This window comes from Sulfobacillus thermosulfidooxidans DSM 9293, from assembly GCF_900176145.1.
In the GTDB taxonomy this organism is placed as follows: Bacteria; Bacillota; Sulfobacillia; order Sulfobacillales; family Sulfobacillaceae; genus Sulfobacillus; species Sulfobacillus thermosulfidooxidans.
Window position 1 is genome coordinate 1861502 of record NZ_FWWY01000001.1, and the last position, 25920, is coordinate 1887421.

At 47.5% G+C, this 25920-nt stretch carries 24 protein-coding genes; 10 read left to right on the top strand and 14 right to left on the bottom strand.

Going from position 1 to position 25920, the window contains the following annotated elements; translation table 11 throughout:
• Positions 1–78 precede the first annotated feature (78 nt).
• Both nirB and nirD read left to right on the top strand, forming a co-directional pair.
• On the top strand, positions 79–2481 hold the full coding sequence (gene nirB, locus B8987_RS09370; RefSeq protein ID WP_084661330.1) for a nitrite reductase large subunit NirB: 2403 nt from the start codon (positions 79–81) through the stop codon (positions 2479–2481).
• 46 nt (positions 2482–2527) lie between these two features.
• Positions 2528–2893 (top strand): nitrite reductase small subunit NirD, encoded by a 366-nt coding sequence (nirD, locus tag B8987_RS09375; protein ID WP_076006446.1) that lies wholly within the window; start codon positions 2528–2530, stop codon positions 2891–2893.
• Here the strand turns inward: nirD and B8987_RS09380 are convergent.
• The 4 genes from B8987_RS09380 to B8987_RS09395 all read right to left on the bottom strand — a co-directional run bounded on the left by B8987_RS09380 (position 2881) and on the right by B8987_RS09395 (position 8083).
• Positions 2881–3930 (bottom strand): anthranilate phosphoribosyltransferase, encoded by a 1050-nt coding sequence (locus tag B8987_RS09380; protein WP_084661331.1) that lies wholly within the window; start codon positions 3928–3930, stop codon positions 2881–2883. The genes nirD and B8987_RS09380 overlap by 13 nt on opposite strands.
• Before the next feature lie 85 nt (positions 3931–4015).
• Positions 4016–5254 carry an MFS transporter gene (locus B8987_RS09385; RefSeq protein WP_076006448.1) on the bottom strand — a complete coding sequence of 413 codons (1239 nt, stop codon included), beginning with the start codon at positions 5252–5254 and terminating at the stop codon, positions 4016–4018.
• A gap of 99 nt (positions 5255–5353) precedes the next feature.
• Complete coding sequence (locus tag B8987_RS09390) at positions 5354–5932, bottom strand: precorrin-2 dehydrogenase/sirohydrochlorin ferrochelatase family protein (RefSeq protein ID WP_076006449.1); 579 nt, start codon at positions 5930–5932, stop codon at positions 5354–5356.
• Positions 5933–5950: 18 nt separating this feature from the next.
• On the bottom strand, positions 5951–8083 hold the full coding sequence (locus B8987_RS09395; protein ID WP_084661332.1) for a molybdopterin oxidoreductase family protein: 2133 nt from the start codon (positions 8081–8083) through the stop codon (positions 5951–5953).
• 346 nt (positions 8084–8429) lie between these two features.
• On the opposite strand from B8987_RS09395, the gene B8987_RS09400 reads away from it, so the two are divergent.
• From B8987_RS09400 to B8987_RS09420, 5 genes are all read left to right on the top strand, one after another.
• Positions 8430–8795 carry a group I truncated hemoglobin gene (locus B8987_RS09400; RefSeq protein ID WP_084661333.1) on the top strand — a complete coding sequence of 122 codons (366 nt, stop codon included), beginning with the start codon at positions 8430–8432 and terminating at the stop codon, positions 8793–8795.
• Between the two features lie 48 nt (positions 8796–8843).
• Positions 8844–9284 carry a cyanase gene (cynS, locus tag B8987_RS09405; protein WP_084661334.1) on the top strand — a complete coding sequence of 147 codons (441 nt, stop codon included), beginning with the start codon at positions 8844–8846 and terminating at the stop codon, positions 9282–9284.
• A 287-nt stretch (positions 9285–9571) separates the two neighbouring features.
• A complete protein-coding gene (locus B8987_RS09410; RefSeq protein ID WP_084661335.1) occupies positions 9572–10957 on the top strand; it encodes an APC family permease in 1386 nt (461 codons plus the stop codon).
• 371 nt (positions 10958–11328) lie between these two features.
• On the top strand, positions 11329–12246 hold the full coding sequence (locus B8987_RS09415; RefSeq protein WP_278281300.1) for an NAD(P)-dependent oxidoreductase: 918 nt from the start codon (positions 11329–11331) through the stop codon (positions 12244–12246).
• 253 nt (positions 12247–12499) lie between these two features.
• A complete protein-coding gene (locus tag B8987_RS09420; RefSeq protein ID WP_139793514.1) occupies positions 12500–13276 on the top strand; it encodes an enoyl-CoA hydratase/isomerase family protein in 777 nt (258 codons plus the stop codon).
• A gap of 82 nt (positions 13277–13358) precedes the next feature.
• Here the strand turns inward: B8987_RS09420 and B8987_RS09425 are convergent, their stop codons facing one another.
• Together B8987_RS09425 and B8987_RS09430 are read right to left on the bottom strand one after the other, a co-directional pair.
• Positions 13359–14390 carry an NAD(P)-dependent alcohol dehydrogenase gene (locus B8987_RS09425; RefSeq protein WP_028963306.1) on the bottom strand — a complete coding sequence of 344 codons (1032 nt, stop codon included), beginning with the start codon at positions 14388–14390 and terminating at the stop codon, positions 13359–13361.
• A 293-nt stretch (positions 14391–14683) separates the two neighbouring features.
• Positions 14684–15571, bottom strand: coding sequence for a hypothetical protein (locus tag B8987_RS09430; protein ID WP_084661338.1), 888 nt, complete (start codon positions 15569–15571; stop codon positions 14684–14686).
• Positions 15572–16085: 514 nt separating this feature from the next.
• On the opposite strand from B8987_RS09430, the gene gad reads away from it, so the two are divergent.
• Positions 16086–17486 (top strand): glutamate decarboxylase, encoded by a 1401-nt coding sequence (gene gad / locus B8987_RS09435; RefSeq protein WP_020375880.1) that lies wholly within the window; start codon positions 16086–16088, stop codon positions 17484–17486.
• A 125-nt stretch (positions 17487–17611) separates the two neighbouring features.
• Here gad and B8987_RS09440 read toward each other — a convergent pair whose 3' ends face one another.
• From B8987_RS09440 to B8987_RS09450, 3 genes are all read right to left on the bottom strand, one after another.
• Positions 17612–18529, bottom strand: coding sequence for a GGDEF domain-containing protein (locus B8987_RS09440; RefSeq protein WP_084661339.1), 918 nt, complete (start codon positions 18527–18529; stop codon positions 17612–17614).
• Positions 18526–18783, bottom strand: coding sequence for a hypothetical protein (locus B8987_RS09445; RefSeq protein WP_084661340.1), 258 nt, complete (start codon positions 18781–18783; stop codon positions 18526–18528). The genes B8987_RS09440 and B8987_RS09445 overlap by 4 nt, the downstream gene beginning before the upstream one ends.
• A gap of 131 nt (positions 18784–18914) precedes the next feature.
• Positions 18915–19169, bottom strand: a complete 255-nt coding sequence (locus tag B8987_RS09450) for a DUF2249 domain-containing protein (RefSeq protein ID WP_037913740.1) — start codon at positions 19167–19169, stop codon at positions 18915–18917.
• Between the two features lie 291 nt (positions 19170–19460).
• On the opposite strand from B8987_RS09450, the gene B8987_RS09455 reads away from it, so the two are divergent.
• Together B8987_RS09455 and B8987_RS09460 are read left to right on the top strand one after the other, a co-directional pair.
• The gene (locus tag B8987_RS09455) at positions 19461–20120 is read left to right on the top strand and encodes a cytochrome b N-terminal domain-containing protein (protein ID WP_020375883.1); all 660 of its coding nucleotides are present in this window, start codon (positions 19461–19463) and stop codon (positions 20118–20120) included.
• Positions 20101–21045, top strand: a complete 945-nt coding sequence (locus tag B8987_RS09460; RefSeq protein ID WP_020375884.1) for a hypothetical protein — start codon at positions 20101–20103, stop codon at positions 21043–21045. Before B8987_RS09455 ends, B8987_RS09460 begins: the two co-directional genes overlap by 20 nt.
• A gap of 71 nt (positions 21046–21116) precedes the next feature.
• Here the strand turns inward: B8987_RS09460 and B8987_RS09465 are convergent, their stop codons facing one another.
• The 5 genes from B8987_RS09465 to B8987_RS09485 all read right to left on the bottom strand — a co-directional run bounded on the left by B8987_RS09465 (position 21117) and on the right by B8987_RS09485 (position 25917).
• The gene (locus B8987_RS09465; protein WP_028963303.1) at positions 21117–22289 is read right to left on the bottom strand and encodes an NAD(P)/FAD-dependent oxidoreductase; all 1173 of its coding nucleotides are present in this window, start codon (positions 22287–22289) and stop codon (positions 21117–21119) included.
• A complete protein-coding gene (locus B8987_RS09470; protein ID WP_084661341.1) occupies positions 22282–23757 on the bottom strand; it encodes an FMN-binding glutamate synthase family protein in 1476 nt (491 codons plus the stop codon). The genes B8987_RS09465 and B8987_RS09470 overlap by 8 nt, the downstream gene beginning before the upstream one ends.
• A gap of 75 nt (positions 23758–23832) precedes the next feature.
• Positions 23833–24567: an IS1634 family transposase gene (locus B8987_RS09475; RefSeq protein WP_084661342.1), complete on the bottom strand. Its 735-nt coding sequence runs from the start codon at positions 24565–24567 to the stop codon at positions 23833–23835.
• A gap of 208 nt (positions 24568–24775) precedes the next feature.
• Complete coding sequence (locus B8987_RS09480) at positions 24776–25651, bottom strand: IS3 family transposase (protein WP_084661343.1); 876 nt, start codon at positions 25649–25651, stop codon at positions 24776–24778.
• Positions 25648–25917: a transposase gene (locus B8987_RS09485; protein ID WP_076006230.1), complete on the bottom strand. Its 270-nt coding sequence runs from the start codon at positions 25915–25917 to the stop codon at positions 25648–25650. The genes B8987_RS09480 and B8987_RS09485 overlap by 4 nt, the downstream gene beginning before the upstream one ends.
• Positions 25918–25920 lie beyond the last annotated feature (3 nt).

Consider the following 25920-nt stretch of genomic DNA (forward strand, 5'->3'; position numbering starts at 1 on the left):
TTTGTAAAGATGCACAAAAATTTAGGAAATAGCGCTAGTTATAATGAGTTATAAAAACAAATATTGGGGGATTGAGTGATGAACCGTTTAGTAATTATTGGACATGGTATGGCAGCAACCCGCCTTGCTGAACGAATTGTGAACATTGCCCCCAATATGTATGAACTGACCATTATTGGTGAAGAGCAATTTCCCGGATATGACCGGATCCAGTTGTCCCATGTACTTGCTGGAAATGTAGATCCTAGCGGTTTATTGCTCAAAGACGAAAAATGGTACTACGATCACGGCATTACCGTGAAAACGGGAGACAAAGTTATCGAACTTCAGCCTAAAGACAAAATCATACGAACAGAGCAGGATTTAACATTTACATATGACGAGTTAGTACTAGCAACAGGATCATCGGCTTTGCGGATTCCGGTTCCAGGTGCTCATCTTCCCGGAGTGGTTACTTTTCGTTCTTTTGATGATTGCGAAACGATGATTCAAATGGCGCGAGTACACAGAAATGCCGTTGTGATTGGTGGAGGATTATTAGGTTTGGAAGCTGCTCATGGTCTGAATGCTTTAGGGATGAACGTTACGGTGGTACACGCCGTCTCCACACTCATGGAGCGCCAGTTGGACTGGCACGCAGGCAAACTACTAGAACGTGAATTGCGCCATCAAGGCATTGAACTGGCAATGGATGCAAAGACGATTGCCATTCATGGTGACCATCATGTTGAGTTCGTGGAGTTATCGGACGGCCGTAGGATTAGTGCGGATTTAGTTGTGATGGCGGTGGGAATTAAACCCAACGTGGATTTGGCTAAGGCATCAGGGATCACCGTGAATCGTGGAATTGTGGTCGATGATTTCATGCGAACGTCTGAGGCCCATGTGTGGGCGGTCGGAGAATGTGCTGAGCATGCAGGCGTTGTTTACGGGATTGTGGCACCGCTCTATGAACAGGTCGAAGTGTTGGCTAAAAAACTAGCGCAAATGCCAGCGGAGTCCTATAAAGGATCCGTTCCAGTCACTAAATTAAAGGTATCGGGCGTCGAAGTATTTTCTGCTGGCGACTTTCAAGATGATGACCACTCTAACACGTTAGTGATGATGGATGGTTTAAAGAATCGCTACAAAAAAGCCGTGTTCCGCCAGAATCAACTAACAGGAGTCATACTCTATGGCGATACGACGCATAGTGCTAAATATTCTTCATTAATACGCCAAGGGGCAACGTGGGAAGATCTCGAAAAGGCTGGTCTTTGGGGAGATAACGCGGAATCTAAATCCATATCATCTGTAGAGACATGGGACAATGACGATATTGTTTGTGGGTGTATGGGTGTCAATAAAGGTACCATAATGAATGCGATCAAGGCAAAAGGCTTAAGTTCTGTTGACGATATTCGGCTCGAGACCGGAGCGTCCCGGTCATGTGGAAGTTGTCGTTCTCTAGTCGGTCAATTATTGACATATGTGACTGGAAACCAAGTTGAAGATTCTAATCGGCTATGTGCCTGTACAGATTTAAGTCATGAGATGGTTGTCGAGGCGATACGTGTGCACCATCTTTATCAAGTTCATGATGTCATGAAACAATTGAAGTGGAAAAACCCCGAAGGATGTTCAAAATGTCGGCCGGCTTTGAATTATTATGTGCGCATGGTGTGGCCCGTGCAGGCGGATGATGATCCCCAGTCCCGCCTCGTTAATGAACGCCTTCACGCAAATATTCAACGAGATGGAACGTTTTCGGTTGTTCCCAGAATTTATGGCGGGGTAACCAATTCTGAACAATTGAGGAAAATTGCTGATGTAGCCGATAAGTATCAGGTACCCATGATTAAGATTACGGGTGGTCAACGTATTGATCTTCTGGGTGTTCGCAAGGAAGATTTACCTGCTGTCTGGGAAGATCTCGGCATGACCTCTGGCTACGCGTATGGCAAAGCCATGCGAACAGTGAAAACTTGTGTGGGGACCGAATTTTGCCGTTTTGGCACACAAGATGCCATTGGTGCTGGAATTCGTCTCGAACATGCATTAGAAGGTTTAGATACGCCTCATAAGGTCAAAATGGCTGTATCTGGTTGCCCACGAAATTGTGCGGAGTCGACTGTCAAAGATGTCGGCGTCATAGGAGTCGAAGGAGGATTTGATCTTTTTGTAGGAGGGAACGGCGGGGCGAAGGTACGTGCAGGTGATTTTCTCATACGTGTACGTACAGAAGACGAAGTCGAAGAATGGGCATTAGCCTTTTTGCAGTATTACCGCGAAAATGCCCGCTATATGGAACGAACGGCAACATGGGTTGAACGAGTAGGAATTCAAGCCATTCGTAAGACTTTAGAAAACGCTGAACAACGCCTTGCTTATGCCCAGCGGTTGCGAGATACGCTATCACGATGGCGTGATCCGTGGCAAAGAATTGTTAATACGGATGAAGAGCGTCGTTATTTCGAGACGTTCCACGTTCAACCGTCTTAAAGAAGATCATAATTAAAACCTCTTCGCAAAGGAGATGTTTTGCATAATGGCATGGATTAAGGTCTTACGGTTTTCTGATGTGGCACCGCAAACGGGCCGCAAGGTGATTGTAGGAAATTGCCATCTCGCTGTATTCCGATTACGGGACGGTACCCTTAGAGCAATCGCTAATCAGTGCCCCCATCGGCAAGGATCACTGGCTGATGGGATTGTTAGCGGACACCACGTGTATTGTCCGCTCCATGACTGGAAAATTAATTTAGATAACGGTTGTGCTGAAGCTCCGGATCAGGGGGAGACCAGCGTATTTCCAGTAAAAGTTGTTGAGGATAATATTTACATCGAATTGGACGATATGGCATTGGCTATGTGCACTGGTGTCTCGCAAACGGTATTGTCTCAATCTGAATAATGTCTCCATGCTTGCCACTGCTGAAATATCTTTTTGGCTTGCCCTGTGTCTAAGAGGTGGCGTGCTAACTCAACTCCTTCTTGCCAATTGGATGTACAGCGGGAAAACCATAATCGCACACCGGCATTGTATAGTACCAGATCGCGTAAGGGATGAGGGTCTCCGGCTAATATATGGAGTATCGCCTGAGCTTGTTCGGATGGGGACAGGCTCATTCGGTTAATGGTCGGCATTAAGCCTATCTCCACGGGATTGATGGTTATCTCTTCCGTATGGTCTCTTGTGACTTTCCATAGAACACTGGGACGGTGAACATAGAGATCTTCGGACCCTTCTACTCCTTGTACTATCAAAATTTCTTGATAATTGAGGCGGGATAACAGACCCAAAATGGCTCGACGCTGTGTGAGATGAAAGATTCCCATGATAAGACGCGCATTATTTGCCGGATTCAACGTCTTTTCAACGGTATTGAATAATGTCCGAAAGTAAAGTTCTTCGCGGATTGGCCGGAGTCGTTGGAGAGGAGGGCATACGATTTCTACATCGAGAAATGAGATGCCAAGTTGTTGATAAGTGCACTGTATATCGTTTGCACTGGAACCCAAAGGCAAATGAAGAGCCGATAAGACATCAAAAAGCCCTGTGCCTTTTTTAGGAGGCAGAGGGCTTTTGACGCCGTGAAGTAATATGGGAACGCCCGCAGCACGAACAATGAGAGTTGCGGGGATCGTTGCAAAAAAACTATTTTGCCTACCGTCGAACGGGCCAACCGTATCGAGGCCGGGATCAATTCGCCAAGGAATCGGGATGGGTGGGACAAGATGTAAACGCAATGTATCAGAAAAGGCGAACAGTTCCTCAGACGATTCAGTCTTTATGCGTTCGCTAGCCAAAAACGCACCAATTTGGGCCGGAGTAGCTTTGTTCTCAATGATAAATCGTGCAGCCAACTGGGCTTCTTCTATGGTGAGGTCACGGGAGCCTTTCCGTCCACGCGCGACTTCTTTAAGCAAGTCAGAAAATTGTAATTCCACTGTTTCAATCGTTCCTCATTTCTGGGAGTAATAACCTTTAAAAGTTAATGCACAAATCCTTAATTAATGTCGCTATGAGCGAATATTACGATTCTAAATCGAGATCCAATGCGGTTTCGGATTTCAACAAGGATTGTGGGTTTAGAGATGGCCGGTTTAGGTAGACTAAGGCCCCGAGACCCATCAGAGCTAAAATTGTAAGAATGATAAAACTGGTCGGAGCATGATGCACACCGCCGACCATCGCCATCACTGGCGGGATAATAAATCCGCCCAGCGCACCGAGTCCACCAATGATACCGGCGGCTCCGCCCACGGCATGAGGAATTCTGAAGGGGACAATTTTGAAAACAGCCCCGTTTTGAATTCCCATTCCAACAGCAATAAGCAGAACACTTATCATTGCATCCGTTACGGTGCCACTTTGAGTGACAAATGCGGCACCAAATGCAACAGCCAATAACGAGCCAGCAATGACGAGAGTGGGAGAGATTCTATCAGCAAGCCACCCTCCGACAATCCGAATGAGGGATGTAGTTAAAGTAAAAAGTAAAGTAAACAGACCAGCTTTGACTAGTGGAACATGAAATGTGCCGACCCAGAAGGAGGGTAACCAGGCGACGAGAGCTAAAAATCCACCAAAACTTATGAAATAAAGAAATGTTAGAGGCCATGTTGCGGCTGTACGTAATGCTGTTAAGAAAGGACTATCGGTTTTGTTGGGCTTAAGCAACGCGACAGATGGGGATTCACGCGCATAAATCCCTATGCCTATAAGCATCAATAGTGCCCAAAGACTATAAGCGGGAATGAGTCCTATATGGGCAAAAGCAAACGGTAATAACAGGGCGAAAATGCCGGGAGCGAGATTACCGAGGCCAGCATATAACGCAAGAGCAGTTCCTTGACGCGTGTGTGGTGCCGCTTGTGATACTTGGGCAATACCTACGGGAAATGTTGCAATGCCAGCGCCAACAAGAAATCCTAAAATTAATAATAACGGAAAGAGACCGTTCATATGATGCGGATAGTGGGTGGCCATTACCCAAACAATACCTAATAATCCGAGAACTGCCGCAGTCAGCAATGTTAAGAAGGGCAGTTTAAAGCCGCGCCGATCAGCCCATGCCCCAAAAGGTAGACGAAGGAGGGAACCTGATAGATTCGCAATAGCCGCCAAAAGTCCCGCATCTAGTGGAGTAAGATGCATGAGGTGAATAAACTTGGGAACAAGAGGGCCATAGATGGACAGCCCGGCAAATCCTATGAAAAATCCTAAAGTAGGCCACGCTAAAGTTTTCGCATACGAATTTTGGTTTATCATGAACCTTCCTCCTTAAAAATGAAAAAGTCAAGACACTGTTCGTTTTCAACAGAACAGATGGAAGTTTTGCCTCTAAAGATTGTCGGAACCCTTAAAGTATTACATAGAAATATTTTTAGAGGGGTATTGCTCAATGATTTCCGATAACTCTTCTGCTCGGTGTTTTATCGCTGAGATCGGATAGCCGGCGCTGCGTAGATGAGAAATTTCCTGAAGGAACTCTACCCATTCAGGTCCAATTATGTCTTCTAGCTGTTGCCGTAAGGCTTGTGCAAGGGCAGGAGCCTTACCGGATGTTGAAATGCTGATGACCAAGTCTTGCCGACGAAAGTGGCTTGTTGAGTAAAAATCACACATAGTGGGATGATCAACCACGTTGACTAAGTTGCGATATTGTTTGGCCCATTGCCATGACTGTTCTGCTTCTATGGGGTCAGAGGTTGCGATAAAAACAACCCGGAAAGACTGAAAATCAGAATGCATAACGTGTCGAGGAATCCACGTAATTTTTCCGATTTTAGCCCATTGTTCAATAGGCACAGTTACTATAGGGCTTATGACGGTGATATTTGCATCCGAAGCCAGAAGAACTTTGATTTTCCACTCGGCTTGTTGTTCTCCGCCGACGATAAGGACAGGCAGTCGATTCATTTCCAACATGACTGGAAATAATGCCATGTTACCACCTCCTTAAACTTATAGAGTGATCCCCAGATCGACTTCTTCAACGACTGTGACTTCTTCATAGAGGGATTGCAAGGGGCTTAATGATACAACCGTGTGCTTGAATTCCGGCATACCGGATAAGCTTAAAGGGCCGAGGGGAATGAGATGATTTATAGCTTTGTCCAACTCGTTATGCATACTGACAAACACCGTGTCTTGGCGTATGTCTTGTGTAATGTGGGCAGTCAATGTCAGACTTGTGCCATGGGAGTTCGTGACCCTCACTGGTGACCCGTCAGAAATTGCTAATTGTCGAGCTGTTTTTGGATGGATGAATAGTGTGCTAGTGGGTGTCTTTTTGAGAGTTGGCATGAACCGAGTTTGCGCGCCGCTATTGTAGTGGGCACCTAAACGGCCCGTAATCAGATGAAAAGGATATTCAGAATTTGTAAGTTCCGTGGCTGGACCAGGCACAAGGGTACTGAATCGCGCTCTACCATCAGAAAATGCAAAGGCAGTTTCATAGAGACGCGGTGTTCCCAAAGGAGAATCCTTGGTTATGGGCCAATGGGCAATTTGGCCAGACATAATGCTTTCCCAAGACGTCCCGGAGTAATCTGAAGGGGCACCTTCCGTAGCTTTTTGCATTTCTTCGAAAATCTCTCGTGTAGTTTGGTAGGGAAAATATTGTGCACTGTCCAGTCTTTTAGCAAGCTCTTGAAATACTTGCCAATCTTGCCATGCGTTCACTGGCCGTAGATGAGAAGAAAGTGGGAGTACTGGAACGATCCGAGCTTCGACATTGGTAATCGTGCCTTCAGCAACGCCAAATCCTCCGGCAGGAATGACAACGTCTGCTTCCTGTGCGGTTTCGGTAAGAATGGGGTCGATGACGACTAAAAACTCAAGGTTTTTCACTGCATGACGGACTGCAGAAGTATCGGGAGCCGATAGTAATGGATTAGCTCCGACAACCATAAGAGCTTTAATGTCCCCTCGATCAATAGCAGGAAAAAATTCGCTGGCTGTGAAACGTCCAGCAGGAGGAATTGTTTGCGGATCAACCCCCCAAACACGGGCGATGGCTTGTCTATGAATCGGATCAGTTATGGGTCGGGAACCTGGTAGCTGGTCAGATTTCTGTCCGAGTTCCCGTCCACCCTGTCCATTAGCCTGTCCCGTTAACATTACCGCGCCAGTCCCTGGTCGGCCAATTTGCCCTGTGACCAAGACAACATTTAAAAATGCCGATACGGCTTCTACTCCGTGCTGATACTGTTCCATTCCACGGCCATGAAGCAACATTGATCGGGTAGACACTGCAAAGAGACGAGAAATGGTTTCAATGATTTTTGGGGAAATTCCGGTCAATAAAGATACGACATGTGGGGAATAATGCCGGGCTTGCTTGGCCATTTCTTCAAACCCTAGTGTGCGATTGGTGACGAAATCATGATTGACTAAGTTCTGTTGGATGATGCTATGAATCATCGCCCACGCAAGGAATCCGTCGGTCCCAGGACGGATAGCCAGATGATAATCGGCTGATTTGGCTAATCGTGTTCGCCGTGGATCAATGACTATAATGGTTGCACCATGGGTTTTGGCGTGTTGAATAGCACGCATAGCCATAGGATGAGCATCACTGAGATTGCTGCCAACGATCAAAAGTGTTTCTGCCTGGCGAATATCCTCAAAAGTGCTGGTAGGACGGTCGAGACCTAACATGGTGACATAAGCTTTTGCGGCTGACGACATGCAAAAACGCCCATTATAATCGATTTCGCGAGTACCCAGGGCCAAACGGGCAAATTTTCCCAAGATGTAAGCTGTCTCATTAGTCAGAGCTCCACTACCGTAAACAGCAATGCTGTCCGGACCCCAATTTTTTTTGATCGATCGTAGACGTTCAGCCACGGCGTCGAGGGCCGTCGTCCAGCTGGTTGCCGTAAGAGGTTGTGTACGAGTGGAACGAAGTAGTGGGGCTTCGATTCGCTGGGTGTGGTTGAGAACCTCGAGGCTAGCCAATCCCTTTCGGCAAAGATGCCCTTCGCTAATAGGGTCGTGAGGCTTACCCACAATACGCTGTCCCTTGGTGGTTTGCTTAATTGTTACCCCGCATTGCAGAGCGCAAAACGGGCAGGGGGTATAAACGATCGACATAATCTCCTCCCTCTAAATGATGCTTAGACCTCGGTAAGAGCGCTTGGTGTGTTCTTATGCAATGGGGGTGTTAGATATAGGCGTATAATATCATAGTCATTGAGCGATGTCTAACATAAAGTTAATAATATTATGTCAGTAATCCGTATTATTATGTGAGTTTTATTTAAGGTGTGGAAGTATATTGATAACCTAAATATCTTGGAAATCTAGGGTATATAGGCAACTAGAAAATTGTGATAACTGACCAATATATAACATCACTTGAATTTTTTCTGACATCTACCTTGAAAAGATGCTTCGTGTATAAGTATAATTTTCGCAATTTTATCAAGGGGGATTTACCATGAGTTACGAAAGTACACCAACTCTCTATGAAAAATATGGTGCGGCCATAGACAGGGTGGTTTCTCTGTTTTATCAAAAGGTTCTTGATGATAAGGATTTACAGCCCTTTTTTTTAGGAGTCAACATGGATCGCCAGAAAAAACACATGTCCGCTTTTATTACTTATGCCTTAGGAGGGCCGAATAACTATAACGGCAAAAATATGGAAGCTGCGCACCGAAAATTGAAGATAACTGATCATCACTTTGATGCGGTGAGCAAGCACTTATCCGATTCGTTGGAACAATTTAGTGTGGAAGACAGCGATAGGATGATTATATTGTCAACAATTGAACGATTGCGTGAAGCCATTGTAGGCGTGTAACTATAGGCTATCAGAATCCGGCATTCCCGGTAAGAAAGAGGAGAACCTATGGATCGACATGTAGTGACGCAAAAAATTTTAGATGCGAAATTTCGATTAAAGCTCACATGGGCTGACATAGCGCACGCAGTCGGACGATCAGAAGTTTGGACAACGGCTGCGTGTCTGGGGCAGGCGACGTGTTCCTATGATGAAATAACGAAATTAGCCACTGTCTTGGACTTGGCACCAGAAGAGTTGGAGACTCTTAGTATAGTACCGCACCGGGGAGATACCCCAAAAATTCCTCAAGATCCCACCATTTACCGGCTCTATGAAATTTTGTTAGTCTATGGCGATACGATCAAAGAATTGATCCATGAAAAATTTGGCGATGGCATTATGAGCGCTATCGATTTCATGATGGATATCGATCGGAAACCTGATCCCGCCGGAGATCGTGTCATCATAACGATGAATGGAAAATTTTTGCCCTATAAAAAATGGTAAGAGTTGTGCCTAGACATTCATTAAGCGAGTTATTGCCGGGTTCGTAAATCTCCAGCTCCATTCTGCTAGTGAGCAACAGTTTCTTCGGAGTACCGTCTACCTTGATTAACGGGCATGTATTGTGTTAGAAATTCCCTTTAATTGATAGCATGTTACATGATGTTGTTGTCAGTTATTACAGATATTCCGAAAATATATTACAAAACTAAGCGATTTATGATAAAAAAATAACATCATTGTGAATTCCAAGGACAGTGATTTTTAGACAACACGAAAGAGGGAGATTCATGAAGTCATTGTCTTCGACATTAAAATCGAATTATCTTGGTTATTTTGAGGTCGCTGCGCTCTCATTGGCTATGATAGCTCCGACAATGGCCATTTCCTTTAACACGCCGTATGCGGCCCAAGCCGATGGGGCGGCGGTGCCTCTGGCGTTTCTTGCGGCTTTTGTCGGGATTGCCTTAGTGGCTGTATCGTTCTTTGAGTTTTCCAAAGTGCGCCCCCATGCCGGATCTCTCTATGCGTATAATTCCCTAGGCTTGGGGTTAAAGGCAGGCTTTTTATCGGGATGGCTTTTATTGGGAACCTATGTGACCTTTACCGCAAGTACGGCGGCGATGTTTGGCTATATTGCGCAAGTGCTTTTACAAAATTTCGGCATTAAACCGTCGTGGTATTTGATGACTCTAGGGGCTCTTGCGCTGTCTACCTATCTCGCCTATAAAGATATCCGCTTATCGGCACGTTTTGCTTTGATCATGGAAGGACTTTCGGTGCTTATCATCACGGTTTTGTCACTCATTATCGTGGTCCATGGGGGAGCTGGTGGCAATTCCTTTAAGCCTTTTGAACCCAGCTTGAAAGGATGGTCGGGAGTCGGATTTGCGACAGTGTTCGGCCTTTTGTCCTTTGCAGGATTTGAAGGCGGAGCGACGCTTGGCGAAGAAGCTAAAAATTCGCGGAAATTGGTGCCGTGGGCCCTTTTTGGAACCGTTATTGTGGCCGGCACATTTTTCACGTTTGGCAGTTACGCTCAGACGATTGGCTTCGGGTTAAATCATATCAAAGCCTTTCAAACATCAGGCGCTCCACTGAATGATTTGGCTCACCGGTATTTAGGAGATGTGGCCGCCATTGCCGTCGATGTCGGTACGACGATTTCAGCATTTGCCTGTGTACTGGGTTCATTAAATGCATCAGGACGTGTTTTATTTGCTCTGACCCGAGATGGGACGGTGGGAACATCTTTCAGTGTGACGCATCCGGTGCACCGAACTCCTTATAAAGCGATTTTTCTCGTCAGTGCGGTGTCTTTTGTGATTATCACAGCGATGTATAATGTGGGCCCGAGCAATATCTATGGAGAAGTCGCAACCTTAGGCACATTAATGTTGCTCGTGGGATATGTCTTGATAAATATTTCGGCCATCCGTTATTTTCGCACGCAGTTCAGTTGGATTCGCCACCGTATTATTCCGGTCCTTGGAGCCTTGGCGATGTTTTGGCCTATTTATAGTTCGCTGTATCCGGTTCCGGCCTACCCGTATAATATTTTGCCCTATATTGCCTTAGTATGGGGTGTCTTGGGTTATGGCATTGTCCATCTAAAGCTCAAAAAAGATCCCGCGCATGCTGAACGCATGTTACAGCTGGAAGAGGAAGCCGGCTGATGTAATACGGGCCCAGTGATTTTCATACAGCCTCTCACTGACGCAAGGTGAGAGGCTGTATACTTTTCCTGCGATACATCGTCCGGTTTTAGAAAAGCTGTATACGGAATGATGTTGTTGGGGAGAAAAGCTTCTGAATGGATGATTAAGCCAAATTTGTGACAACACTCAGGCAATGTGGTTAACTAGATATAGGATTGCATAGGGCCTCCGGTACATATCACACGGTCCTCGTTGCCTTCAAGAAACGATGTTGATGACGTGTGAAGAACGACCGACATTCCTCTGACGTTGAGTTTACGAGATGCAAATATATTGAGGAACTATCCAGTGATTGTTGACACAGAAAGGACCATTTTATGATGTATGGCATGATCGGACTGGGAATGATGGGAAGAGCTATGGCAACACGCTTGGTTGAAGCCGGATACGATCTCGTCGTTTATAATCGAACGCTTTCGAAGGTAGAAAGGTTTGCCAAACAATATCCTGCACACGTGCAAGTGGCGTCATCTCCCCGTGAACTGGCTGAAAAGAGCCAGTGGATATTCTCGGTCGTCACGGATGATCTGGCAATCGAGCAGATCGCCGGAACTGGCCATGATGATCATGGCCTTTTGTCAGCTTTGGGCCCTCAGCATATTTGGGTTGATTCGAGCACGATTAGCCCTCGCTTAAGCCGAAAAATGTCGGACATGGTGGCTCAAACTGGGGCTGTGCGGTTGGAAGCTCCCGTATCGGGCAGTGTGGATGCTGCCAGGGCCGGGACGTTGCTCATGTTTATCGGAGGCTCCCAAGATGTCATGGAACAAGTCAGACCTGCATTAGACCATATGGCCGCGCGTATTGAGTGGGTTGGTGAAGTGGGTCAAGCTTTGGCCTTAAAACTCGGGATGAATTTGAACCTGGCTCTTCAAATAGAAGGGTTTGTGGAAGGGATGATGATTGCGGAAAGCGCGGGACTTCCTCGTGAGAAAGTCATCCACTTCATGCTGAATTCGGTTATTGCATCTCCCGCCTTGAAATACCGAGTACCCTTAAGTCAGAATCCGCCTGATGAACCGTGGTTTACAATCAAGCTGATGTTGAAGGACTTGAATCTCGCATTAGAACAAGCCAACCAGCATGCGACGGCTATTCCTTTAACCAGTATGACGGCGGACCTCCTGAGACTGGCTGTGCGTCACCGCGTGGGAGATGAAGATTTAGCTGAACTAATCAATTATATGTCAGCCCTTGTCGGATCACCGGAAGGGCATATGGTCCGAAAAGGCGGAAATGACAAGTAAATCTGGTTGAAGAGAGATGCCCCAAAATAAGAAGTAAACCGCAAAATATGATGATTCATCAACTGGGTTTGAAGAGTTTTTCTCAATCACCGTTTGAGCGGATGTCAGTGAACGATTATTGGGGTCATTGAAAGTTAATTGTTTATCATCATAGCAATGGATTCGTAAAGAACATGGGGGCTATCCTCCTAAAATGACCTCCGGATACGATTGTCAATCATTAATCTTGTGCCTAGCGAAAGGATTTAGTCCGATGACATCACCCTATCAACATCTCATTGTGGACATTCGAGACCATATAATGGAAATTCGTCTCAATCGTCCGCATCTTCTCAATGCCCTCAATGACAGTATGCTCAAGGAATTAGCTTTAGTGCTCGAAGAAGCTCGCAGTGATGACAATATTCACGTTGTTATTCTATCGGGGAGTGGGAGAGGATTTTGCTCGGGTCAGGATTTAAAGGAACTGGCTGCTCGTGGTGGGGAGGTCAATATTCAGGAGCATTTGACCCGTTATTATGATCCTGTCATTATGGCGTTATATCACATGCCGAAACCGACGATCGCGAAAATTCAGGGCATTGCTGCCGGGGCGGGAATGTCTTTAGCTTTGGCCTGTGACATCCGAGTAGGATCGGAGAACGCGCAATTTGCGCAATCATTTGTGAAAATTGGCCTCGTTCCCGATTCCGGATCGACCTATTTTTTACCCAGGTTAATTGGCATGGCTAAGGCCATGGAATTAGCTCTTCTAGGCGATATCATTACGGGGGAGCAGGCGTATTCTATGGGATTACTGAATCAATTAGTTCCCAATATGCAATTAGATACTGTGACCTGGGCTTGGGCCGAGCGCCTGCGTCAATTGCCATCAGTAACCTTAAGTCTGATCAAAGAAGGCATTCATAAGAGTCTCGATCATTCTTTGTCTGAGCAACTACAAGTTGAACAGCAGTTACAAGTCCTAGCCGCGGCCACAAAAGCGCATCACATGGCGGTGCAATCATTTGTAGAGAAAAAAAGATTTTAATATCACGATCACATAGCAGCTAACCCATGCCACCGTTTTGATTTGACTGTGACATGGGTTAGCTAGCGAACGATAAGTCAATTTAAGGAACGAGCACCGCGCGTCCCATGATTTCGCCGCGGTCTAGCATTTGCATAACACGGGGAGCATCTTGCAAAGGAAACTGTGTGGCCGTGATTTTGACTTTTCCTTGGCGATTCAGTTCCATAAGTTCCGCCAACTCGTTATAAGTCCCCACCAAATTCCCCACAATATTAATTTCTCGGTTAACGAATTCTAGGGTAGGAACATTGACGGAACCTCCATAACCTACCACAGAATAGGTGCCCCCTTTGGCCAGCATGGCGATGGCAGCTTGAGGCGTTTGGTATTCTCCAACAAAGTCTAACACGATATTGACACCGTCTTTGGCCACTGATCGGACTCCGGATACCCCGCCGTCTGCTCCAGCCAAAACCGTGTAATGGGCTCCAATTTCTTCAGCAAATTGCAGGCGTTGCTTTTGGGTGTCTACGGCAATAATCGTTGCGGGGGTAAGGGCGCGTAAAATTTGTACAGCAAAATGACCTAATCCGCCAATACCTATGACCACAACGAAGGTCCCGGGGACGGTTAATGGAACCAATTTTTTTACGGCATGATATGCCGTAATGCCTGCATCGGCAAACGGGGCGAGAGGAACCGGATCGGTTCCGGGTGCTAAGGGAATAACGGCCCGAACCGAAGTTTTCAAATATTCCGCGTAGCCGCCATCTGTGCCGTCCAGTCCGGGGAAATGGCTATGGGTGCAATGCATATCCTGTCCTGCCCGGCAAGCAGGGCAAATGCCACAAGACATGAGTGGGTGCAATATAACGGGATCACCCTTGTGCAAGTCTTTCACTCCGGAGCCTACGGCTTCAATCCATCCGGCATTTTCATGACCAATGGTGTAGGGTAAGGACGGATTTCCCAATGCATCTTTCCAAATGCCATCGACAATATGCAGGTCGGTGCGGCAAACGCCTGCTCCGCCGATTTTGACAATGACATCTGTTTCGGAGTCAATCTTAGGTTCTTCGATATCATCGATGGTAATGGGTTCATGATAGGCATGGATACGTCCGGCTTTCATCGTTTAACCACATCCTTTGATAGGGAAATGTGAATGGATAACATATTACTCTGATCAATAATTCAGTTAATTAGGAAAATATTTCGTTTGCTGTTAGGCTAAAATCGTTTTTTTTCGGCCGTGTGCTCTGGATAGGAGGCCTTACTGCCACGACCCACCTGTAATGATTATATACAACAAAGTGTGACTTTTTTAATAAAGCAATCTTCAGGATTAAAGCCGGGAAATGTACGTTGATCATATTATCATGAAATGTGCACTAAGCCCCGCGGTGCGGTGAAAGAACGTCCGTATCAGGGGAGGGTAATACGGGAGACAGCCGACGGAGTTCTAGCAGCGAGGCTACTCGAAACGATTAAAAGAATCCACAAGGGCGCCGAATTGGGATCTGTAGCCAGGGCTCCCCAAATCCCAAAATCCATGCCGACAATCCACCAAAAAAGCCACCATAGCACCGAGAGATTTATCAGGATGCGAGAGTAGGGTAATATCAACCAGAAGAGGGTGAAGACGGTAAATGCCATCAGGAGAAGATTGTTGGCCAGATGAGGATAACGGCTTGTGAAGGTTATGATGTTTTGAATACCAGTATTGAATAAGGGGATAGGCAAACGGGTTTGGTTCATCTTCAAACTCCAAGCCAGTTGGTGGACATGGTCAAATGTCATGCGCATTTGCCAGATGGTCGCGGATGTCCATAGACCGATGAGGATCCAGCGAATGCGGGATAGGATGTGGCCCTGTGTCCAATCGGAGGCGGGGCGCCATAACAAATAGGCAAAGACGGCATAGAAAAATACCGACCCGGGACTGCCACTTACGGCATTCGCCAAGGGGGTCAAAGTCATACCCAACCCCTCCCCCCAAATCCACACTATAAGACTCCATACGAGGGATAATCCTATCCCCGTTTTTTCCCAAGTGGGTGCGGGCAACGCAATGAAAATTCCTATAACGATTTGGATAATAGCAGCACCAAGATTGGCGATTAGCATATGTTGGGCCCATTGGTGAATGCCCCAGTGCAAAATGGGATGCAGCCACTGAGGTTGGTCAACGAGGTTAGGTAAAAATACCTGCGTGATGAGCGATTTAGTAAACATTGCGGGCTTTAATTGCAACAATCCATCAAGAATCCACAAACTACTTATGCCATATTTGATTAGGGAACGCCCCATCATTAATCACCTTCTGGTAATGATTGTGGTGAAGATTCTGCTCTTTTACGGAGTATTGACTATGAAAGGATACGAGGGGCGAGTCTGAACGGATCTATGACGATTACTAAGAAGTGTTTCCCCCAACGCGTTGGGCATATTTTTCAGATCCTGGATAGGGGCATTTCACCTTGGATTGAAAATTCACGGCCTGCGATCGGAGATCTTTTCCCCTATATGGCTAGAGTTCTGTCTGTCCTTCCTCAAGACGCACATATGGGAACACAAAGTCTCTTCATTTTTCCTGCCGGTATTTGCTTTTTTTCTTGAGGATAGATAAGAAAGCTTCCCACAAATGCGACGATCTTCATGATCGTTATCCCATGATGCAAAGAAGAAGTTCGATCCTGCAGATTATTCTCTATTGCTACCATATGGCAAAAGCTCGCACGCTATAATGATAGTCAGAACACAAAGAGAGGAAAGAGAATTGGAATGCGGTTGACCTAAGAGAAAGGCCAAGAAAGGGGAGGATGTTTTGAGTTGGCGTCCCGATCGGCATATGAAAAAAGCATCGGAGGAAGTGGCGATTAATCCCTTGTTTGCCCGCCGCGGAGAAGAATCGGTTCCCCGATATCGTCTCTCGGAAGAAGGATTATTGCCTGAAACAGCCTATCAAATTGTTCATGATGAATTGACTTTAGACGGCAGTGCTCGGTTAAACTTGGCGACTTTTGTGGGAACGTGGATGGAGCCAGAAGCTCAGAAACTGTATGTCGAAGCGGCCAATAAAAATATCATCGATAAAGATGAATATCCTGAGACGGCTGCTATTGAGGAACGGTGTCTGAAAATCCTGGCAAACTTATGGAATGCTCCGGATCCCGCCAATAGTATTGGGGTGTCCACAACAGGTTCATCGGAAGCTTGCATGTTAGGAGGCCTGGCTTTAAAAAGACGGTGGCAATTATCCCGGCGTCAACAAGGAAAATCCACCGACCATCCCAATATTGTCTTTAGTTCAGCTGTCCAAGTCGTCTGGGAAAAGTTTGCGAATTATTTTGAAGTCGAACCCCGCTATGTGAACATCACGCCCGAACATCCTTATTTGACGCCAGAAGGTGTGATCAAGGCGGTGGACGAAAATACTATTGGAGTTGTCCCCATTTTAGGGGTGACCTATACCGGCAGTTACGAACCCGTTGAAGCTATCGCACAGGCTTTAGATGATTTAGAAAAACGCACGGGCCTGTCCATTCCCATTCATGTGGATGCGGCATCGGGCGGTTTTGTGGCGCCCTTCTTGCAACCAGATTTGGTATGGGATTTTAGACTGCCGCGGGTCCACTCTATTAATACCTCAGGCCATAAATACGGACTGGTCTATCCGGGGCTGGGATGGGTTTTATGGCGGGATAAGACGTTATTGCCAGAGGAATTAATCTTCAATGTCTCATATTTAGGGGGCAGTATGCCAACGTTTGGACTCAATTTTTCCAGACCCGGGGCCCAAGTTCTCCTTCAATACTATAATTTTCTTCGGTTGGGACGTCAGGGCTATTACACGGTCCAAAAGACGTGTCAAAATGTTGCTCATTTTTTGGCACAGGAAATTGGGGCTATGGAGCCGTTTGAGCTGGTAACTGACGGATCGGATTTGCCGGTATTTGCCTGGCGAAAAAGACCGGAAGAGAATCCTTTATGGTCTTTAGAGGATTTATCTTTTGTATTGCGGGAACGGGGATGGCAAGTACCAGCCTATCCGTTACCACCAACTATGCAAGACGTTACCATAATGCGCATTGTTGTTCGCAACAGTTTTTCTATGGATATGGCACAGCTCTTTTTGGATGACTTAAACCGGGCGGTGGCGTATTTACAGGGGTTAGATCATCCCTTTCCCCAGGCTTTACGCCAACATAAACCGTTTCATCATTGAGAACCAAGGTGAGAACCAAGGTGTTGTGTCATTTGCTTTGAGCTTTTGATAAGAAAACAGGGTTAATGAGATTTCATCGCTCTTTGGGGATTAAGAAACAAATTTCCCGCCGAGCAAGTCCGGATCTAGGACGGTGTTGTTGAACATTGATGGTGCAACTCTTTTTGCTGGTACATGGCATGGTCTGAACGCATCACCGCTTCATTAAAATGACCACCCATGGGTTCCCAACTCCAACCTAAACTAATCCCGAGATTTACCACATGTCCTGGAGAGATGGTAAATGGGTGCGTTTCAATAGCCTCTTGGATACGCGGGAGGATTTGGGGACCATCGTTCAGATCGGTGCTGGGAAAAATCATCACAAACTCATCACCCCCGAGCCGAATAATTTGATCCTCTGGTCGACAAACACTTTTTAAGCGGTCAACGGTTTGGCGCAAAATGTTATCACCTGCTGCATGTCCAAACTGGTCATTGACCAGTTTGAATTGGTCGAGGTCGCAAAAAACTAGCCCTAAGGAGGTGGATTGTAATAGAGACGTTGCATAAAGATGTCCAAAGCTGCGGGTCATTGCTCCGGTTAATTCATCCACTGTCAGTTGTTGGTGGGTGCGTTTGACTTGTTGACGCAATTCAAACCACAAAATGGCCCAGAGAAATAATCCGCCAATCCAAATCGTCGGATAATAGGTTCGGTGATGCTGAATCCACCAAATATCATGAACGAAAAGTGCCGTGGTCAACAATCCGGCTAACATGTAGATGACGCTTTGTTTCCTCGACCGTTTCCAGAGTGAATAGATACTCAAACCAACAATGGCTGTGGCACCTCCACCATAAATCAAAACTTTGACGGCGATAATCGCCCAACTCGGATGAACGATGGCAATCCAAAACCCGTCCGGAATGGGTTTGAGAATAGGATTCCATGCACAGCCCGGGAAATTTAGAAAGATAGCAAAAGCTATGCCCATAATCCAGAGTAAAGAGTCATAACGCCATTTACGCAGGTGTAATAGTGCCACTTGCGCTTGAATCACAGAAACTTCGGTGAGATAGGCGGCGGGGAGAAAAATCGGCTCCAAATGCGAGCGGTTTGTCCGTTATGACTCATCAAAAGCAAAGCGAATACAGCCCAAAAAATACTGCCCATAAACATGGTGAGAACTACGGGTTTGGCGATACGGTCCCAGAAGCTACCTAAATAGCTGGAAATTAAGGCTCCGGATACCAAGTAAACCAAAGACGTTGCCCAAAGAGGAACGATAACCCAAGGCATCGATAATTGATCCATGACACTTCTCCCGCGTCTATCAAAATCGTTTTTATATTGCCATTTTTTCGAACAAACATCGACTTACTAATCACACAAATGTTGCATGGTGATTCGTGAATGTTGAAATACGAATAATGTCAGGTCCCAGATTAAAGAAGTGGCATGGGCCTTTCGGAATCCTCTTGCAATTTTATGAGACGAAAAATCCAGCGTTTAGGCCCTTCTTCATCCATTTGAACCATTCCCCCTCGCCGAAGTTGTTGAAATTCGTGGATAAAGGGAGCAGGATTGTGATTGGCTTCTAAAATGAGCGTGTCGCCCACTGCCAGATTGTCAAATGCTTCAAGTAAATGCCAATGGCGTTGTCTGGCCGGAAATTGGGATACTTTTTTCTGGATAATCATCTGACAAAACTCCTTTAACCCGATTTTAGGTTTTGACAATGTTTTTTTTAATAATCATAACCGTCATGATAGAAAGTAGCATCGGCCATTTGGGAGTCTTCCTGGGCAATACTCTTGAACCACGCCTTTCGAGTTATAAAAAATTTCGCTAAGATTATCATTTTGCTAACAATCTTTGATACGTTATAACTATACCCTTGGTATGTTCTGGCGACATGTTGCAGTACTGTCCCAAAAAAGTTCGATTAGCCATGATAATGAATGAAAAAATGGTCGCAAGGAGGGAAGTCTGTGAATCTTACATTGATCTTACGGCAAAAAATGGGGAAATTGTTTTCGATTGATACCTGGCTTCCCACAGAATTGCCGGAGTATGCTACAGGCTTTATGTATACGTTGGGGTCCTTGACGGCTTCGAGTTTCGTGATGCTCTTGATTTCAGGCATTGTGATGGCGGCTAATGGGCCACAATGGTGGACCATTTCTCATTTGGGGTTTTTTGTTCGCGGTGTACATTTTTGGTCTGTGCAAGCCTTCTTTTTCTTCATGGTCATGCATCTATTGCGGGTATTTTTTTCGGGGGCATGGCGGGGAGGACGGGAGCGAACCTGGCTATTAGGTACACTGGCCCTTCTTATTGCCATTCCCACCGCGTTCACGGGATATCTCATGCGCGGCGACTTTTATTCACAATGGAATGCAGTTCAGGCCAAAGACGGTTTAAATGCGTTAGGATTGGCCTGGTTCAATACATTAAATGCCGGACAGATGTATGGGTTACATGTGATTGTGTTCCCGTTTGTGTTGGGCTACATTATCGCGGTGCATATTGCCATGGTCCGCATTAAAGGTGTCGTTCCCCCCTATCCAACCCATGAAGAATTGATTGCGGATGGTGCGATAAAAGCCCCAACGCCAAAGGAGGTGCCTCATGTACCATCCGGACATTGATGTGACCCACCGCTATAAATATATTCCTGCCGATTTTGCCAAACACCTACTGAGCACCACAGTTGTCATAGCGATTTTGACGATCTTGTTATCGGCGATTTTTCATGAACCGGTACGCCCTGCTATTAAAATTAACCAGTATGCCAGGCAACATCCTTTAGGCTTCGTGAGAGTGGCGATGGGGGATTTAGATGGTCATGGGGAAATTGCCAATTATGGGCCACCATATAATAACGGAACCGGATATGTCCAGGATTTTGTTCAGAAGTGGGTCGGCATTTTGCATCCGGTCTATCCCCGTGAAGATTTTATCCTCAAACCGTTACAATATGCGGCAACCATTAACCCTCGTTTTAACCCACCTCTTCAGCAGTTTTTAGCCGCCAGCCCCAGTCAACAAGCACAGTGGGAAGCTGCCTACAATCGCGTTCTTCCCCAAGCGAAATATGTCGCGGGGAAAATTGTTGTGCCTCCCGCTGACTATGGTCCGGTTGCGGCATTAATGCAAGATCTTTTGCAGCTCGGGCAAAGTGGATTAATGACAGGAGCATTAGACCGGAGCCCGGCCGACTACCAGTTTGATAATCAGAATTCGCTGCTGTTTTTGCAAGGGAAACCGCTTCACGACGCCGCAGCTAAATTGGAACTCAAAGGAGATCAATGGGGCATTATTCATGAAGAAGATGCACCCTATCCGGGGCCCTGGTGGATGACGATTGTGACCGCTATCTATCAGATTCCTTTTATTGCGAATGCATCTGCCGCCGACGCTCTCGCTTTGGGATCAGGCTTGGTTCTCTTCCTATTTCTCATGTTTGCCCCGTGGATTCCGGTATTGAACCGACTTCCCAGGTATTTGGGGGTTCACCGGTTGATATGGCGGGACTATTACAAAAAATATCATGCTAAGGATTTTCAACTTTAACGGGATAAGGTTCTTTCGTAACAAACGGGTTAAAGTCGTCCAGGCGATTTTGCCCGTTTGTTATGCCCCAATTACGGCATAATGGGCATCCACCCGGCAAAAATGCGGTAACTCCAATTAAAGACCGATTTTGAGGCCGCAGCCATCCGCCCGACATTGACCCATTGCCGTTTCCCTCCATAGAGGGTATCGCTTAATGTAAAAATTCCCCGCCCGTTTCCTAACCATAACACATGAAGAATATACGGATGATACGGCCGACTGGTTTTATGTTTACGTTCTGCCCAGAAGGCATGGACAGCGGTCCTGGCTTGTAACATCGCGATATGTCCCAGTTTAGGGAGCGCCGAGCGGTTAACATCGCCCACAGCATAAATATTGGGCCACCGTTCATGACGACAATATTCATCGGTCGGCATCCACCCATAGCCGTCGTCGAGCCCACTAAGGCGCAGGAGTTGAGAGCCGGGATAGGGAGGCACCCAAATCATCCGGTCTGCTTCCAAGGTCACTTGATTCTTCAACACAATCGCTTCACGGGTCACCCGCTCGTATTGGGCATGGGTGATGAGATGGATATCACGCCGTTTTAATTCTTTGAGAAGAAATTCTTGACTGATGGATCCTAAGGACTCCCCTGGTACGCCAGCCGGTGTGAGTACCGTAATCGAGGTGCCTTTTCGCCGGTTGTGCTGGCTCAACCATGCATCGAGTAAAAATCCTACTTCAAATCCCGGCACATCTAATGATGCTTGCAGTTGAATAGGATCATAAGGACTTTGGTGTAAACAGCCAATACCGATGACGATATGATGAATGGGATTGTGCACGGCATATCCCGTATTGCGGGCTAGATAGTCTTCGCACACTCCACTTCTTTGGGGACCTAATCCCTCAATGGTTGCCCAGCCGGGATCTGAACCTGTGGCTACAAATAAGGTATCATAGGCTAATGGGGGATGTCCGGTCAAAATGACTTGCTGCGATGCGGGATCAATTTTGAATATGGTATCGCGAATAAAGTGAAAGCCCGCCTGTTCATATTTCTTGGCCATATTAATATGCCACTGGTCTGCAATTTGGGGATGACCGGCAGCTGCCATCACCATGGCAGGGCGGTAGGTCATCATGGGCCATTGATCAACAATGGTCACATCGAGCTCATGGCGTGCAAAGAGTTTGTGTAACCAATAGGCGGTTGCCGAGCCGCCAAAACGGGAACCGAGTACAACCACTTTATGCATGGGACATCATCTCTTTTGGCGCATTTAATAATCGATATTGCCGTAAAAGCAGTTGGTTGAGTACTTGATATTCGGCCACGACCCGGTCTAACTGGGCAGCCAAGCTATGGTTTGGGTGCCCCAAGGGCAAATTCAGATTTAATAACGTGGCTGCCTCTTGGGTTTTCGGTATCAATGACACGGTTCGTAACTGGTTGATGTGGGTGAGACCCATGGCTTCCAACATGATGCGTAGTTCTGAGGCGGTGGCATTAAACCAGTTCACGCCATGTTCGACGGCTTCGCCCACGTCAAATGGGGGTCTTTTTTGATGGGCACTACCTGCAAAAACTAAGGCACTGGCTCCTTCTAGTGTTGTGGGCATAAAGGGCGAGAGCTGCATGTGGCTCATAGCAAATAGAATGGCCGAACCCACGGCCACAGCGTCGGCCCCGAGTGCGAGTAATTTGGCAATATCGGCTGCACCTTTGATGCCGCCTGAAGCAATGAGCGAGATGTGATGAATATCATGGTCATCTAACCAGGTCCTGGCTCTTTTGATGGCAACGGCGGTGGAAATGCCAAAGTGGTCAGAAATGACCGCTGGACTTCCTGAACTCCCGGCTTCTTGGCCATCTAAGGTCACGACATCGATCGGCCACGAGGTTAAAATGGCTAAATCCCGTTCAATATGGTTAGTGGCCGGGAGTTTGACTCCGAGCGGGACATCGGGATTGAGCGCTTTGATATGGTTCAACACCCGGGGAAGGCGTGGGGTACCCGAGCGAATCACGATATGTTGGCTATGGGCAATGCGTTTGAGACGACGGGGCAAATGCTTATGTTTGGAAATGCGAATGGCGGCTTCCGCGCCTTGACCCAGATGAATTTCGATCATATCGGCGAGAGTAATCATGGGCTTTTGATGGTTCCATGGCCCTTGCGACCATTGTAGAACCCAGCGGTAGGCATAAGCCCGTTCTTCGGGGAGAAACGGGCCTTCACCCGATGAAGTGGCGCTTCCTGCCAACGACGAAATTTGAGCAAGGGCCAGTTTGGCGTCAGCGCTAAGAGCCATACCATAAGCCATGGGCGCAATGAGCACGGGTAATTCCAGTTTCAACGGTTTTTTAGTGCGCGGCCCAATTGTCACTGCCAAGGAAATATCTTGGGTACGGGGTTCTTTAAATTCCAATGTGGCGGGATCAAAGGCGAGTTGATCAAGCAGGCTGGGTTGAAAAACAAATGATCCCATGGGATGTTCCGCGGCTTTGCCATTCTGGGCGCGTTGCAGGAGTAGGAAAATTTCTCGCCACGACCAAGCCTGTAGAGCAAAAAATACTTCCGTCAGGTGAGTGCGGGGAGAGGAGCCGGCTAACTGTTCGGCGCCATGGCTCACCCAGCGGATGAGCCACCATAAAAGACCGATTCCGGCAATGAACAAAAGAATGATAACAATCAAAACGGCTAAGAACACTGTGGTTAGCATAATAAATTCTCCTTTTGAGGCATCTGAGAACGATGAACGGCCTATAACTCGTATTCCGCACCTAAAATTTGGTAATTACTGAATTTCTGGACTGTCAGGCACGATGCGCGAGGGCGGGGTGGTAAAGACGCTGGCCGGCATAGCGAGAGCCTCTAAAATCGCCTCCAAGGTGGGATGAAACAGGGGATCGAGCGCGATATGGCGCTGCCCGTCGACATCGGTCACCACCTGCACGGATTCCAAGAGCCGAACCACTTCGTGACCGGTGGGACGCCGCAAGGCGCCCCGGGAAGGCGAGGGGATCGCACATTCGGAGCGGCGGAGACGCCGTTCGAGTAAACTATAGAGCAGGCACGCCAGCAGAAGGACATAGCCGAGGGCCTCGATGCGTTCGGGTTTTTTGGAAAAAAGGGCATCCACAAAGAGGGGGTCTTTCACGAAATGAAAATGCCGTTCCACACTGGTTTGCTCTTTATACTCGCGCAATAACTCCGCGGCCGAGAGGCGGGTCTCCGGCACGGTGGTGATCAACACAAATGTACTCCGGCGCTCCCATTCCTGCTGACGGCGGGCTGCATCCAGGGCACCGATCGTCACATCGATATACCAGTCTTCGTGAGAATCCGCGGGACCCGGATCGCGTCGGGGCCGACCGGGCCGGGTCTGGCGAATCTCCGACCGGATCGTCGTGGTGACCGCAAACCACGGGTGATGCCAAGTGGTCTGCCATTGGGCCAGCGCCGCTTCTGCGTCGGCCGCGCAGGCAAAGCGTTGGCGATGGAGGCGCGTGGCGGCGATTCCGCCCCCCAAATTTGGACATTTGCGATCTCTTTCACGCGGATACGCATTGGGACATCATATCAGCCCTACGGGCTGGGACTGGGGGACAGGGGCCAGGGCGTCACCTCGCCCCTGTCCCCCAGTGCAAAAGTCGCTAGCTTTTCTACACTTTGACGGGCATCCAGGTCGCTTGCCCTCCAGCGACTCGTTGTCGCATCGTCGCCGGGGACCAAAATTCTCAGCTCCCATGCAGCCGATCTTGGTTATAAAAGGCAATCCATCGCGTTATGGCCGCATAGGCCTCGCCATATGTGGCAAATTCTTGAGTGAGACACTCGCGCTCCAACTGAGCATGCCACGACTCAATAAAGGCGTTTTTATTCGGCGTGGCCACCGGAATGCGTTCATGTTCCAGACCATAGGCGGCACAAGCCGTTTCGAAGGCCTCGGCGATAAACTGGGGGCCATTGTCCGTCCGTAGAACGGGAGGCGTTTGCCATTCCGATTGACGCTGGAGTACCGCGTGTTTTAGAGTTCGCACAACATCCGTCGCCTGACAATGGAGTCCCATGTGGTAGGCAATAATCATGCGGTCACACACATCGATAATGGCTTGGAGATACAAAAACCGATCCTCGCCCGCGATATACACATAGGTAATGTCCGTTTGCCAGAGCTGATTGGGAGCCGTAATGATGCGGTTCCGCGCCAGCCGGCGCGGATGCCGGATGCGGCGTTTTCGCTGAGGCCATAACAAGTGCCATTGTCGAAGGAGGCGATACACCTTTTTGAAACTAATCTGTAGATGATAGCGTCGTCGCAAGACCCATGTGATTTTATGATACCCATAGGCCGCGTTCTCCGTCGTCAGAATATCGGTAATCCAGTCCATAATCTGGCCATCGGCGATTTTCTGGCCATTTTGTGTGACGCTGTATCCTCGCGGAGGTCGACCCGGCGCCTGATGGGGCCGATCTGGTTCAGGATGGCGTTGGCGATGACGCCACGCATAAAAGGTGGCCCGTGAAAGGCGAATCGTCGCACACCATCGGCGAAGGGACACCTGGGGAGCGCGGTGATGCCAGTCCATCACGTGTTCACACAATTCTGTCACGGACGGATCCCCTTTTTTTGCAGCAGATCTTGAAGCATGGCAATCTGCAGATCTTTTTCCCCGAGTAATTTCTTTAATCGTTCATTTTCGTCTACCAGACTCATGAGATCGTGGGGATGGTGGGCCGCCTTCACCGCCTCACGCACCCAGCGACGCACCATGGATGGACTCAGCTGATGACGACGAGCGACTAATGTCGCATTTTGCGTGTCTTGAGCTTCTTGAACAATCTGTTGCTTGAATTCCGGTGAATAGGTTTGACTCATCGT

Coding starts and splice junctions, on each gene's coding strand:
- B8987_RS09400 (WP_084661333.1), top strand. CDS start 8,430: ATGAGTTACGAAAGTACACCAACTCTCTATGAAAAATATGGTGCGGCC.
- B8987_RS09430 (WP_084661338.1), bottom strand. CDS start 15,571: ATGATGGGGCGTTCCCTAATCAAATATGGCATAAGTAGTTTGTGGATT.
- cynS (WP_084661334.1), top strand. CDS start 8,844: ATGGATCGACATGTAGTGACGCAAAAAATTTTAGATGCGAAATTTCGA.
- B8987_RS09485 (WP_076006230.1), bottom strand. CDS start 25,917: ATGAGTCAAACCTATTCACCGGAATTCAAGCAACAGATTGTTCAAGAA.
- B8987_RS09460 (WP_020375884.1), top strand. CDS start 20,101: ATGTACCATCCGGACATTGATGTGACCCACCGCTATAAATATATTCCT.
- B8987_RS09425 (WP_028963306.1), bottom strand. CDS start 14,390: ATGAAAGCCGGACGTATCCATGCCTATCATGAACCCATTACCATCGAT.
- nirD (WP_076006446.1), top strand. CDS start 2,528: ATGGCATGGATTAAGGTCTTACGGTTTTCTGATGTGGCACCGCAAACG.
- B8987_RS09450 (WP_037913740.1), bottom strand. CDS start 19,169: ATGATTATCCAGAAAAAAGTATCCCAATTTCCGGCCAGACAACGCCAT.
- B8987_RS09390 (WP_076006449.1), bottom strand. CDS start 5,932: ATGGCATTATTTCCAGTCATGTTGGAAATGAATCGACTGCCTGTCCTT.
- B8987_RS09465 (WP_028963303.1), bottom strand. CDS start 22,289: ATGCATAAAGTGGTTGTACTCGGTTCCCGTTTTGGCGGCTCGGCAACC.
- B8987_RS09395 (WP_084661332.1), bottom strand. CDS start 8,083: ATGTCGATCGTTTATACCCCCTGCCCGTTTTGCGCTCTGCAATGCGGG.
- B8987_RS09385 (WP_076006448.1), bottom strand. CDS start 5,254: ATGATAAACCAAAATTCGTATGCGAAAACTTTAGCGTGGCCTACTTTA.
- B8987_RS09470 (WP_084661341.1), bottom strand. CDS start 23,757: ATGCTAACCACAGTGTTCTTAGCCGTTTTGATTGTTATCATTCTTTTG.
- B8987_RS09415 (WP_278281300.1), top strand. CDS start 11,329: ATGATCGGACTGGGAATGATGGGAAGAGCTATGGCAACACGCTTGGTT.
- B8987_RS09445 (WP_084661340.1), bottom strand. CDS start 18,783: ATGGATCAATTATCGATGCCTTGGGTTATCGTTCCTCTTTGGGCAACG.
- nirB (WP_084661330.1), top strand. CDS start 79: ATGAACCGTTTAGTAATTATTGGACATGGTATGGCAGCAACCCGCCTT.
- B8987_RS09410 (WP_084661335.1), top strand. CDS start 9,572: ATGAAGTCATTGTCTTCGACATTAAAATCGAATTATCTTGGTTATTTT.
- B8987_RS09420 (WP_139793514.1), top strand. CDS start 12,500: ATGACATCACCCTATCAACATCTCATTGTGGACATTCGAGACCATATA.